This window comes from Sandaracinus amylolyticus (genome assembly GCF_021631985.1).
Lineage (GTDB): Bacteria > Myxococcota_A > Polyangia > Polyangiales > Sandaracinaceae > Sandaracinus > Sandaracinus amylolyticus_A.
The window spans coordinates 9,584,584-9,597,290 of sequence record NZ_CP070225.1; the positions used below are offsets into that span (position 1 = coordinate 9,584,584).

A 12,707-nucleotide genomic window follows, 5' to 3' on the forward strand; every position below is an offset into this window, starting at 1 on the left:
CGATCACATCCCGACGCGCAGCTCGATCGCCTCGGCCTCGTCGTACGCGCGGGCGAACCGCGCGAGCTCCGGGTACTGCTCCGGCGTCACGCGGGCGCGCGGCAGGCGCACCCGACGCTCGACGGTCACGACGTTGCCCTGGGCGCTCGCCCGCCACGTCGCCTGCATGCCCGAGGGACCGCCCATCGTGCGCTCGTCGGGCAGCACCGGCGCCTGCGCGCCCTCAGGGAGGTGCACCCGCATCGTCACGTCGCGCGCGCCGCCGGGCATCACCTGCGTCGTCGCGCGTCGCGCGAGCGGCGCGTAGCTGCTCGCGAGCTCGAGCGAGTAGAGCTGCGGCACGAGGTGCGCGTCGCCGGTGAGCCGCCCGAGGCGGGCGACGTCGAACGCGTAGTGCAGCACCAGCGGCTGCTCCGCGTCCTCGCGCCCGGTGATGCGCAGCTCGGTCATGCGCGCGCCGCCCGCGATGCGCGCGACGTACTGGCGCTCGAAGATCTCCTCGAGGTGCGCCGCGGGCACGCCCTCGAGCTGGTTGCGCCACGCCACCGCCGCCGCGCCGCGGAACGTCTCGACGACCTCCACGTGCGCGCCGCCCTCGCCGTCGAGCCGCACGTCGAGCTCGATGTTCGTCAGGTCGCTCTCGATGCCGGGATCGCCGACCGTCGTGCGCTCGCCGCGCTCGTCCAGCACCAGCGCCTGCTGGCCGCGGATCATCGGCTCGAGCGGGAGGAACCCGAAGGGCGCGCCGCGCGCGCCGGGCCAGAGCCAGTTCGGGCCCGACGATCCCTGCATCCGCACGACGAGGAACGCGTAGGTCTCGTCGTCCGCGACATCGCTCTGGGTCGCATCGCCCGCGAAGCTGCGCGCGAGCGCGAGGTCCGCGTCGATGCCCGCGATGTGCAGCAGATAGAGCAGCACGCGCGAGCGGTTGCCGGTGCGCGCGTGCACCATCGTCGCCGCCTGACCGAAGGGATCGTTGGTGTCCTCGACGTTCGTGAGGACCCACTGGTAGATGCGGCGCGCGCGCTGCTCGGGCGACGCATTGCCGTCCTGGCCGACGATCTCGCGCACCAGGCGCACGTGCGCGGGGTCGCGCACCTCGCGGTCCGCGAGCACGTCGCGCAGGCTCTCGACGTACGCGGGCCACGTCGCGTTGTGGGCCCAGAGGATCGACGGCAGGTACTCGCGCGCCGCGACCGCGCCGGGCTCCTGGGTGTGCGGGCGGCTCTCGCGCACGCGCCAGCGGCGCACGCGGAGGCCGTCCTCGGTCGTCGTCTCGGTCTCGGGCGCGGGGCCGCGCGGATCGACCTCGAGCTCCATCGCGAGCGGCGAGATCACCGTGAGCTCGCTGCGATCGAAGGGCACCTCGAACGACGCGAAGTAGAAGCGATCGCCGAGCGCGCCGTTGGGGAACCCGCCGGGCGCGGGCGAGGCGCGCAGGTACTCGTACTCGACGTAGTCGCCCACCGCGAGGTTGGGCATCGAGATCGTGTCCTTGCCCTGGATCTCGTCGGGCTCGAGGCGGCGACCGTCGGCCTTGATGGTCCGCAGCGTGAGCAGCTGCGCGTCCTCGGGCGGGCTGAACTCGCCCTCGTCGTCGACCGCTTCTTCGCTCTGCACGCGCACGATCTGGTGCGTGAGCTCGAGCTGCGAGCCGTCGTCGAACACGCGCACGACGGTGTAGTCGAGCACGAGCACCTTCGGTCCGTCGTAGCTGTGGCCCGACGCCTCGTACTCGCGGATCACGCGCGCGCCGTCCTGACGGAACGCCTCGATCGGGCTCGCGCCGCCGATCGCGCGCAGGATGCGACGCAGGTCGCCCATCGACTCCGGCTCTTCGCGCAGCGCGGCCTCGATGCGCTGGTGCGCGGCCTGGGCATCGCCCGCCGCGAGCATGCGATCGGCCTGCATCATCACCACCGCTTCGGCGCGCGGGCGCAGCTCCGCGAGCTCGGTGAGCAGGCGCGCGACCGCGGCGTCGTCACCGCGCTGGCGCGCGAGCGTGAGCTCCGCGTCGGCGGTCTGATAGCGGCTCGACTGGGGCTCCAGCGACGCGATGCGCGCGACCTCTCGCTGCGCGTCCTCCCAGCGGCGCTGACGCACCGCGTGCTGCAGGCGCGCGTCGCTGCGCGCGTCGCACGCGACGAGCGCCTCCGAGAGCTCGCCGACCTCGCTGCTGCGACCACGACGGAGCGCGGCGTTGAGCGCGGCGCGGCGCGGACGGCACGCCGTCGGCGCGACCTGACGCGCGAGGGTGATCGCCGCGTCGGTCTGCGCCTCCCAGCCGCGCGCCTCGAGCACGTCGATCAGCGTCAGCGGCAACACGAGCACCTCGGGCCACTGCTGGATCGCGTCGCGCAGCATGCGGATCTTCGTGAGCTCGTCGGGCTCGAGGTTCGCGAGCTGCATCCGCGGGTACCACGCGCGCGGATCGCGCTCCGCGGCGAGCGTGAGCAGGCGACGACCTTCGTCGGCCGCGACCTGCTGGCCGGTGAGCGGATCCGAGAGCGCGACGATGCTGCCGAGCACCAGCATCGCGCCGGTGGCCTGATCGTCGCGCAGGTGGGGCGCGAGGGTCTCGCGCGCGCCGACGAAGTCCGCGCGCGCGATCGCACGCGCTGCGCGCAGCGCGACGCCGAGCGGGCGATCGGCCGCGGGCGCCTCGTCGCCGAAGTCGTCGCCGAACGTCGACGCCGGGAGCACCGAGAGCACGAGCAGCGGGTTCGGATGACGCGTGGCCGTCTTCACCATCACGCGGTGCGTGCCCGCGGTGAGCTGCACCGGGTGATAGGTGATGCGCGAGATCATCTCGCTGCGGCGATCGATGCGCGTCACGCGCGCGTCGTCGACGGTGAGCTCGACCGAGTTCGGGCTCTCGAGGCGGACGAGGTACTCACCCGCCGCGGGCACCGTGATCTCGGTCTCCGCGTAGGTCGTGCCCGGCCCCGCGACCGGACCGTTGCCGAGGTGCAGCGAGCACGCGCGCGGATCGAGCGCGCGCGTCGGGCGCGTGCCGCGTCCCGGCCCGAGATCGTAGGTCTCGGCGAGCGGTCCCGGCTCCTCGGGCGCGAGCTGCTGGTCGAACCCGAGCAGGTGCCGCGGACCGAAGGGCCCCGCGACGCGCCAGCTGCTCGAGCAGCCCTGCGCGGTCGAGATCGCGCGCACCGCGTCGAGGTTCCCGTCGCGGTAAGCGAGCTCCGAGAGCGCCGACCCGATCCCGTGGCGCGCCGAAGGACCGATCGCGCCGGGCTCGGCGTGGATCGGGGTCAGCGCGTCGCGCACCCGGCGCGCGTAGTCGGGCACCGCGTCGTCGAACTCGAGGACGAACGCCACCGAGACCTCGGCGAGCGAGGCCGCGAGCGGCGTGCGACCGGCGCGCGCGAGCGCGATCGTGCGCAAGTGCGCGTCGAGCGACTCGTCGAGATCACCGTGGAGCTGGCGCTCCATCGCGTGCAGGAACTCGATCTCCGCGCTCTCGGGGTCGAGCTGGCGCGCCCGCGCGATCGCGCGCTCCGCGGCCTCGCCGTCACCGCCCGCCATGAAGAGCTCGGCCTCCGCCCACGCCGCCTGCGCGGCGGGATCGTTCGGACGCTCCTCGGCGCGACGACGGATCGCGTCGATGCCCTCGTTCTGCCCGGCATGCTGCGCGCCGCCGCACGCGACGATCAGCAGCGCGGCAACGGCCATCCAAGCCCGACGCATCATCGACGCCCCCCGATCGCGATCCGCTGCCGAAGGATCAAGTCCGCCTGCTCCACCCATCGCCGGAACGCCTCGTACTCTTCGGGCGCGATGCGATCGCGCGTCAGCGCCATCTCGGTGCGCGCGACGATCTCGCGCTCGCTCTGCTCGAAGCGCAGCGAGAGGCGCCCGTACTCCGAGCTGACCTCGCCGCCCTCCGGCACGTGCAGCACGCGCATGCCCTGGGGCACGCGGATGCGACGCTCTTCGACGTAGCGAGTCGTGCCGCGCAGATCGAGCGGATGACGGCGCGTCGCCGAGCGCGCGAGGCTGCGCGTCAGATCGTCGAGCACCGTCGCCTGCACCCGCAGCCCGTCGGCGTCGGCGACCGCGAGGCGCGGCACGTCCGCGGTGTAGCGGATGCGGATCGGCTCCTCGTAGTTGGTCAGCCCGGCGAACTCCTGGGTGCGCAGCTCGATGCCGGGGAAGAGCCCGCGCAGCGCACGCTCGAAGCGCTCGCGACGCGTCCCTTCCGCCTGATAGGTCACGCGATAGCCGGGCGCCTCCGAGCCGCGCACCTGCTCCGTCACCTCGATGCGCCCGGTGCCGTCGTTCTGCAGATCGATCGCGATCTGTCGCGAGCGCTCGTTCTGCTCCGCGGGCAGCACCGGCGTGCGGCGCAGCTCCGCGCCGTCGGGCCCGACGATCAGCACCGTCACGCCCTGATCCATCTGCGGGAACTCGTTCGTGCCGCTGTACTCGGCCGTTCCGTCGAGGAACAGGTCGAGCTCGGGCACGTACGCGATCGCGTGATCGAACACCGAGAGCGACGCCGGCAGGTCGGTGATCGCGCCGTTGTTGCGGGTGCGCACCAGCACGATGCGCGCGTCGATCCCGGCCTCGCGCAGCATCGTGTAGATGAGCGACGCCTTGTCCTTGCAGTCGCCGAACCCGCGCTGGACGATCTGCGGGACGCGATACGGCAGGAACCCGTGGATGCCGAACTCGAGGCCCACGTAGCGCGTGTTCTGGATCACCCAGCCGTAGATGCGCTGCACCTTGGTGCGGGTGTCCGGCGCGTCGCGCACCAGGTCCGCGACCACCCGGCGCAGGTTCTCGTCGGCGTAGAGCTGATCGCGGATCAGCCCCCAGTACCAGCGGCCGACGTCCTCCCACGTGCGGTAGGTCGACACGTGCAGGTAGGGCGCGACCTCGGTCATGCCCGGCATGTTGTCCTCGCTCTGGATCGCGGGGACGTCGGTCGCGACGAAGCGATCGATGCGGCGACCTTCCTCGACGCGCTGCTCGTGCTGCAGGCCCGGCAGGCGCGGCTCGTTGAAGTGGAACTGCCGCGACGCCGGCGTCATCAGCACGTACTCGATGCGCGCGTTGGGCACCGGCCCCGCGAAGTACGTGAGGTCGCCGTAGTAGTCGTCGAACTGGTTGCGCTCCGCGACGTCGTCGATGCGCCAGCGCAGCTCCACCACGTCGCCGGGCTCGAGATCCGGGAACACCACGACGAGCGCGCGGGTGTCGTACCAGATGCGGTACCAGGGCTCGCCGAGCTGCTGCTCGAACGTCTGCATCGCCTCGAGCCGCTGCCCGCCGCGATAGACGCGCGCCGCGCGGATGGTCACGCGCTGCACGTCGGGATCGAACTGGATCGGGAACGTGCGCCAGTCGCGCGCCCCTTCGTCGTCCGCGATCTGCACCGCGAGCTGGCGGAAGCTCGTGCCGAGGCCGCTCTCGAACACGGTGTTGACCGTCAGGTTCTGCAGCACCCGCGCGGGATAACCCGACTCCTCGCGCACCCTCGCGAGGATGTCGCGCTCGCTGGCCGCGAACGCCTCGTCGGCGCGCTGCGACTCGGGCGCCATCGTCTCCAGCAGCTCGCGCGTCTCGGCGTCCTGGGGGCGCAGCGCGAGCGCCTCGCGCAGCATCGTGGCGGCGACGTCCTGTTGTCCGCCGCGCAGCAGCGCGCGCCCGTACGCGACGCGCGCATCGGCGTCCTCGGGCGCGAGATCGAGCGCGGCGCGGTACGCGCCCATCATCTCCGCTTCGTCGCCCAGGGCGTCGAGCACCTCGGCGACCGCGACGTAGGTCGTGACCGAGTCCGCGCCGAGCCGGCGATACACCTCGAGGTGACGCATCACCTCGTCGCGCTCCCCGCGCTGCAGCGCGTCCGCGATCAGCGCGCGACGGTTGCCGAGATCGTCCCAGCGCAGCTGCGCGAGCTCGGCGCGCATCGCCACCGCGTCGTCGCGACGCTCGGTCGCGCCCGCCGCCGAGATCCGCATCGCGAGCCAGCGCGGCGTGCCCGGTGCGAGCGCCGCCGCACGGTTCACCACCGTGCGCGCGCTCTCGGGCAGGCCCATCGACATCAGGAGCTCGGCGCGCAGCGACACGCCGTCCATCCACTCGAGCGTGCCCTCGGGGATGCGATCGAGGATCGGCAGCGCGGCCTCGGGCGAAGGGCCCGTGCTGGCGAGGCGCGCCTGCGCGAGCAGCACCCGCGGATCGGCGGGCGCGACCTGCGCCGCGCGATCGAGGAAGCGCATCGCCTCGCCGCGCTCGTCCGCGAGCTGCGCGGCGAGCACGAGGTGCGGCGCGATCGGCTGCATCTGCGCGGCACGCGCCGCGAGCTGCTTCGCGCGCTGCTCCGCGGGATCGTCCGCGCCGGTGAACGCGAGGAAGCGCGCGAGATCGAAGATCGCCGACGCGCTCGCGCGCTCACCGCTCGCCGCGCGCTCCAGCGCCGTGAGCGGCGCCTCGGGGGGATTCGGCAGGCGCACGCCCGACGCGTGCCCGCTCGGCAGCGACGACGAGGTCGGCATCGTCGCGCTGCGCACGCCGCGCGCCGGCGCGCCGGTCGCGTCACCGAGCCGCGCGAAGAAGCCCCACGTCGTGCTGGTCACGCACGCCTTCACCAGCAGCACGTTCTCGCCCTGGTGGGCGCCGACCATCGCGACCGCGCGATCGGGATCGGGCTGGCGATACGCAGCGTCCTCGATCACGCGCTCGCCGTTCCACCACGCGCGCACCGCGCCGCCGCCGCCGAGCCACAGCGAGAGCGGCTGCGCGCGATCGCTCGTGACGATGGTGCGCGCGTAGCCGCACACGTTCGTGTCGGGCCGATAGACCGCGTCGAACGAGACGTACCCGTACTGCGAGACGTCGGGGAAATCGCGCCAGTCGACCGAGCGCACGCGGCCCTCGAAGGGACCGGCGTCGGGGGTCGTCTCCGGCGCGTCCGCCCGGGCGAAGCCGGCCTTGCCCTCGTTGTCGAAGGGCCCGACCACGCGCCAGTTGCGCAGGTACCCGAGCTCGTCGAACGCGCGCCGCGACGCATCGGGATCGCCCATCCGCGTGCGGGCCCGCGCGAGCATCTGTGCTGCGTATTGCCTCACCGCGCCGTTCAGCCGGCGGTCCGCGACGATGCGCTCCAGCGACGCGACGGTCGTCGCGGGCGGAACGTCGTTCCACATCCGCCACAGCTCGATCAGCGGGAGGATCGCGCGCGACGAGCGCCCCGCGCGCCCGATCTCGGCGACCAGCTCGCGGTGTCGCGCCTCGTAGGGACGTGCGCTGCCGGTGGTGGTCGCGCTCGCCGTCGCGCGACGCTGAGCGTCCGCGTGCGGCGCATGGATCGAAGCAGCGAGGGACAGCGCGAGGCCCAGCGCGGCCGCGCTGCGGTGGCGCGTGCGCGCGAGGAGGGTGCGATCGTGCAAACGAGTCCTCCGGCGAAGAGCCAGGAAACAGCGAAGACGACGACGGGATCGATGGGACCCCGCCGATCCGGGCGACCTTAGTGGGCGGTGAAACGCTGGACAAGCGCGGTCCCGGGGATGTTCCCGGTGTGTCCCTGCGCGGAAGGGGCGTGGCCGCGGGAAGATCCGGAACAGCGGCGGCGGAGAGAGTTCCGGCTATATTGCCGCGCTCTCATGCTGATCGGTCTCCTCCGCACGATGCGGCCGCACCAGTGGGTGAAGAACCTCGTGGTGCTCGCGCCTCTCGTCTTCGCGCGCGAGCTCTTCGACGTTCCGGCTCTGCTGCGCGCCCTCGCGGGCTTCGCGCTGTTCTGCGTGCTCGCCGGCGCGGTCTACGTGCTCAACGATCTCGTCGACGTCGAGGCCGATCGTGAGCACCCGAAGAAGAGGCATCGGCCGATCGCGAGCGGTCGGGTCAGCGAGTCGCAGGCGAAGGGCGCGCTCGTGGTGCTCGCGACGATCGCGGTGGCGGGAGGCCTCGCGCTCGGCGGTGCGTTCCTCGCGGCGGCGCTGGGCTATCTCGCGCTGAACCTCGCGTACTCGTTCAAGCTGAAGAAGATCGCGTACCTCGACGTGCTGTGCATCGCCGGTGGGTTCGAGCTGCGCGTGCTCGGCGGCTCGTTCGCCGCGCAGGTGCCGCCCTCCTGGTACCTGCTGATCGTCATGTTCCTCGCCGCGACGTTCCTCGGCCTGGGCAAGCGCGCGCACGAGCTCGCCGCGATGGAGGAGCACGCTGGCGGCAAGGCGTCGAAGACGCGCGCCGCGCTCGGCTCGTACGACCTGCGCGTGCTGATGCCGATGCTCTACGTGATGGGCGTCGCGACGCTCGTGACGTACGTCGTGTACACGCTCGACCCCGACACGATCGCGGCGTTCGGCACGCGCTGGCTCGTCGTCAGCGTGGTGTTCACGACGATCGGCGTGGGGCGCTTCCTCTATCTCGTGCGCCGCAAGGCCGACGCGGACAGCCCGACCGACGCGATGCTCAAGGACCCGCCGTTCCTCGCGAGCGTCGGAGCGTGGGCGCTCTGCGTCCTCCTGGTGCTCTACTTCACCTGAGAGCGCGCACACGCGCCTTCATCCGAGAATGGATGAAGGATCCGCGGCGCGTGGACGTGAAGGGGAACGCGCGCGATCCGCGCGCGTGATTCCGCGAACACTGCAGCTCGCCAGCGCCGAGAGCGCGCCCCGCTCCGCGGGAGCGTGTCCCGCGGTCGACTCCGTGCGCCCTGCGATCGCGTGATCGCTCGCAGAACTGCGCAAATCTCGTGCGGCCCGGAACGTGCTGAACGGGACCTCGACGGAGGTTCTCATGGCGGACGAGGCGCGCAGCACGGTGGAGAGCAACGAGTGGTCGCGTCGTGACTCGGGCGTGTTCGAGCAGGCCCGACCGGACCGCGCGCGCGTGCTGCTCTGCGTGCTCGGGATCCCCGATCGCGCGACCGAGCGGGTGGTGAGCCGCGCGCTCGATCGGCTGCCGTGGACCGAGAGCTCGCGCGATCTCGTCGAGCGCCTGCTGCGCTCCGAGGACGGCGAGGCGCGTGCGCGCGCGCTGGTCGCGAAGGCGCGCGGGGAGGGCGCGTCGGTCGTCGCCGACGTGCTGCGCGAGATCTCGCGACGCACCGAGCACGACGGGCCGGTCGACCCCGAGGAGGCGCGCCTCTTCGGCGTCGCGCTGGGCGCCGCGGATCGCAAGCGCGCGATCGACATCGTGCGCGCGCAGATCCTCCGCGCGCGCAGCCCCGAGCACCGCGAGATGTGGAAGCGGATCGCGGTCGGCGTCGCGAAGGGCTGATCGTTCAGAGCGCCCGGCGCGGGGGCACTGCCGCGGTCGCGACCAGGATGCCCGCGGCGAGCGCCATCGCGATGATCGCCATGCGGAACGCGGTGCTCACCGCGCCCTCGACGTCGTTCTCGAGCAGCGATCGGATCGACAGGAACCCGATGCTCCCGGGGACCAGGAACAGGATCCCCGGCACCAGCATCAGGTTCACCGGGCGATCGCGCCATCGCGCGAACACGTGCGACGCGCTCGCGACCGCCAGCGCGCCCACGAACGCGCCGAGCTCGGCGCCCATCACGCGACCGCCGAGCTGGGATCCCGCGAGCGCGAGCACCACCGCGAGCAGCACCCACACTCCGTCCGCCGGCTTCGCGCGCAAGAGCACCGTGAACCCGAGCGCCGAGCCCAGCGGCGCGACGAGCACGGCCCACGCGGGCAGCGCGTCCGGCGGCAGCGGCGCTGGGATGTGCGGCAACATCTTCGCGATCTCGAGGCCGAGCGCGACGCCGAACCCGAGCTGAAGGAACGTCACGACGCCGCCCATCAAGCGCGCGGTGCCGGACACCAGGTTCGCGGTCGCGAGCTCGAGCGTCGCGGTCGTCACGGTGAGCCCGGGCAGCAGCACGACGATCGACGCGAGCAGCACGACGCTCGGCCGCACCGGCACGCCCTGCCACGCGAGCATCGACGCGAGGAACGACACCGAGCTCGCGGCGAGCGCCGGCAAGAGCCGCTGCACCGCGGGCACCCGATGTCCGATCGCGTCGAGCACCCCGACCAGCACGCCGAGCGCGCCGGCGATCGGCAGATCGAGGCCGCCACCGCCGAGCAGGATCGACGCCGCCATCGACACCAGCCCGAACGCGAGCGCGATCGACGTGTCGTTCCATCGCGGCCGGCGCGCGAGGATCGCCTCGATGCGGCGCGCTCCGTCCCCCGGCGTGATCTCGCGGCGCTCCACACGCCCCACGAGATCGTGCAGCGCGCTCAGCCGCTCGAGATCGGTCGCGCCCGGCTCGACGCGCACCACCCGCGTGCGCACGTCCTGCGGTGCGGTCGCGCCCTCCTTCGACATCGTCACGAGCAGCGCGGTCGGCGTGCAGAACGCGTCGATCTCGAAGCCGAGCGCCTCGGCGAGCCGATGGAGCGACTCCTCCACCCGCTGTGCGGGCATCCCGCACCCGAGCAGCGCACGTGCGAGGCGCAGCGTGAATGCGAGCGAGGGATCCAGCCCATCCGCCGCGTGCTCGGCGAGCGCCTCTCCGTGCACCAGCGAGTCGAGGCTGCCGCGCTCGCGGCGCCGGTCCCGCTGGAGCACCCGAGCGGCCTGGAGAATCCAGAGATCCACGCGGCGCGCTCTCTAGCTCAGCGCGCAACGTCGTGCTCGCGACCCTCCTCACGCGCGCGTCACGACCATCTTCGTCGCGGGCTCGCCCCACGCCTCGCGCGCTTCGCTCCACGCGACCCGCGTCATCGTGATCGCGTCGATCGCGAGGGTGCGATCGGCCAGCTTCGCGAGGACCTCGGGCAGCGTGGCGCGCGCGTGGGCGCGACCGGTGAGGAAGCGGATCCCCTTCGAGTACAGCTCGAGCAGCGGGAAGGGCACCTCGGTCGTGTACACGCCGACGCTGGTGCACGTGCCCTCGACGTCGGTGCACGCGAGGGCGAGACGCAGCCCCTCGGTGCGCGCGCTCGCGTCCACCGTGATCGCGAACCGGCCCGGCGTCGCGTCGCGCGCGAAGGGGATCGCACGCGCCCCGAGCGCACCGGCGATCGCGAGCCGCGTCTCGTCGTGATCGACGTACACCACCTCGCTCGCGCCGAGCGCGCGCGCCGACGCGACCGCGTAGAGCCCGATGCTCTCCGCGGCGCCGCCGACCACCAGCACCGGCGCGCCGGGCAGCTGTGCGAGCGGCTCGGCCACGGTGCGCCATCCGTCGCTCACGTTGTCGGCCGCGCCCGCGGCGATCACCGGATCGAGCTCCGGCGGCAGTGCGACCAACATCGCGTCGGCGTAGGGCACGCGGATCACGTCGGAGAGCGCACCGCCCCACTCGCGCCCCGAGAGCGGCGCGAGCCCGAACGACGATCGCAGCGGCACCGCGCGGCACGATCCGGTGAAGCCGCGCGCGCAGCGGTCGCACACGCCGCACGAGATCTGGAACGGGACCACCACACGATCCCCGGGCTCCACGCCGGTCACCGCGCTGCCCACCTCGAGCACCTCGCCGACCGTCTCGTGCCCCACCGCGAACGGTCCCGGCATCGGGAACACACCGGTCACGATCGCACGGTCGAGATCGCAGCGCGTGACCGCGAGCGGCCGCACCAAGGCCTCGCCCGCGCCCTCGATCCGCGGCGCATCGCGCTCGCGCCACTCGAGCTTCCCGCGCTCCACGAAGACCAGCTCCTGCATCGCGCACCTCCGTCGATCGCAAGGTGCGCCACGCTCGTTCGCGACGGGTGTTGCGAAGATGCAAGACCCCCTTGCGAGAACGCTACACTGCCCGCGATGGACTGGGGCGATCTCGCGTTCTTCCTCGCGGTCACGCGCACCGGCTCGTTCGGCGCGGCGGCCAAGCGGCTCGGGGTCGCGACCACCACGGTCTCGCGGCGCATCGACGCGCTCGAGGCCTCGCTCGGCCTGCCGCTCCTCGAGCGACGTCCCGACGGAGTACGCCCGACGGTGCACGGCGCGCGCATTGTCGCGCTCGCCGAGCCCATCGAGGCCCAGGCGGCAGAGCTCGAGCGGGCCGCGCTCGTCCTCCGCGAGGGCGGCACGTCGCGGGTTCGCGTCTCCGCCACCGAGAGCGTCATCGCCGACCTGCTCGCGCCCCGGCTGCCGCGCCTGATCGAGCGCGCGCCCGACGTGCGCGTGGAGCTGCGATCGAGCGCGGCGCTGGTGAGCCTCGCGCGGCACGAGGCCGACCTCGCGATCCGCATGTCGCGCCCCACCGACTCCGCGCTGATCGCGAAGCGGCTTCCCGCGCTGCGCCTCGGGCTCTGGGCGAGCGCGCGGTATCTCGATCGCCGCGCGCCCGACACGCTCGAGCTCTCGTGCGAGCGCCTGCTCGGCTACGACGAGGGCTACGGCCTCATCCCCGAGGTGCGCTGGTTCCGCGAGAGCGGCCTCGAGGACGCGCTGGTGATGCGCACCACGAGCACGCGCGCGCTGCTCGCGAGCGCAGTCGCGGGCGCGGGGATCGCCCTGCTGCCCGAGGCGCTGGCGCGACCCGCGGGCCTGATCGAAGTGCCGATCGCGCGCGGTCCGGTACCGCGATCACCGTGGCTGCTGGTCCACCGCGATCTCGCGAGGGTGCCGGCGGTGCGGGCAGTGAGCGCGTGGATCGTCGAGTCGATCGAGCACGCGGTGAGCGGCGGTCGGCCCCGCCGGCCGGCGAATGGCCCGGATCGCCGGTTCCGCGCGCGGCCGGGGGGCTAGATGGACGGTGTCGGCGCTGTTACCCTCCCGAAAC

The 12,707-nt window shown here is 73.0% G+C and carries 7 protein-coding genes; 3 read left to right on the forward strand and 4 right to left on the reverse strand.

The window, feature by feature from the left end; translation table 11 throughout:
• Nucleotides 1-3: 3 nt before the first annotated feature.
• On the reverse strand, nt 4-3,687 hold the full coding sequence (locus I5071_RS40815) for a DUF3857 domain-containing protein (RefSeq protein ID WP_236518809.1): 3,684 nt from the start codon (nt 3,685-3,687) through the stop codon (nt 4-6).
• Between the two features lie 14 nt (nt 3,688-3,701).
• On the reverse strand, nt 3,702-7,409 hold the full coding sequence (locus tag I5071_RS40820; RefSeq protein WP_236518810.1) for a DUF3857 domain-containing protein: 3,708 nt from the start codon (nt 7,407-7,409) through the stop codon (nt 3,702-3,704).
• A 213-nt stretch (nt 7,410-7,622) separates the two neighbouring features.
• Here I5071_RS40820 and I5071_RS40825 point away from each other — a divergent pair, with 213 nt between their 5' ends.
• Nucleotides 7,623-8,507, forward strand: coding sequence for a UbiA prenyltransferase family protein (locus I5071_RS40825; protein WP_236518811.1), 885 nt, complete (start codon nt 7,623-7,625; stop codon nt 8,505-8,507).
• 253 nt (nt 8,508-8,760) lie between these two features.
• The gene (locus tag I5071_RS40830) at nt 8,761-9,243 is read left to right on the forward strand and encodes a hypothetical protein (protein ID WP_236518812.1); all 483 of its coding nucleotides are present in this window, start codon (nt 8,761-8,763) and stop codon (nt 9,241-9,243) included.
• A 4-nt stretch (nt 9,244-9,247) separates the two neighbouring features.
• On the opposite strand, the gene I5071_RS40835 is transcribed toward I5071_RS40830, so the two are convergent.
• Both I5071_RS40835 and I5071_RS40840 read right to left on the reverse strand, forming a co-directional pair.
• Nucleotides 9,248-10,579 (reverse strand): threonine/serine ThrE exporter family protein, encoded by a 1,332-nt coding sequence (locus I5071_RS40835; protein WP_236518813.1) that lies wholly within the window; start codon nt 10,577-10,579, stop codon nt 9,248-9,250.
• 48 nt (nt 10,580-10,627) lie between these two features.
• Nucleotides 10,628-11,647, reverse strand: a complete 1,020-nt coding sequence (locus tag I5071_RS40840) for a zinc-dependent alcohol dehydrogenase (RefSeq protein WP_236518814.1) — start codon at nt 11,645-11,647, stop codon at nt 10,628-10,630.
• 96 nt (nt 11,648-11,743) lie between these two features.
• Between I5071_RS40840 and I5071_RS40845 the strand changes: the two genes are divergently transcribed.
• Nucleotides 11,744-12,673: a LysR family transcriptional regulator gene (locus I5071_RS40845; RefSeq protein WP_236518815.1), complete on the forward strand. Its 930-nt coding sequence runs from the start codon at nt 11,744-11,746 to the stop codon at nt 12,671-12,673.
• Nucleotides 12,674-12,707: the final 34 nt, after the last annotated feature.

Excerpts from the sequence above, each read along its gene's own strand:
- I5071_RS40840 (WP_236518814.1), bottom strand. The coding sequence starts at position 11,647 with ATGCAGGAGCTGGTCTTCGTGGAGCGCGGGAAGCTCGAGTGGCGCGAG.
- I5071_RS40845 (WP_236518815.1), top strand. The coding sequence starts at position 11,744 with ATGGACTGGGGCGATCTCGCGTTCTTCCTCGCGGTCACGCGCACCGGC.
- I5071_RS40830 (WP_236518812.1), top strand. The coding sequence starts at position 8,761 with ATGGCGGACGAGGCGCGCAGCACGGTGGAGAGCAACGAGTGGTCGCGT.
- I5071_RS40815 (WP_236518809.1), bottom strand. The coding sequence starts at position 3,687 with ATGGCCGTTGCCGCGCTGCTGATCGTCGCGTGCGGCGGCGCGCAGCAT.
- I5071_RS40825 (WP_236518811.1), top strand. The coding sequence starts at position 7,623 with ATGCTGATCGGTCTCCTCCGCACGATGCGGCCGCACCAGTGGGTGAAG.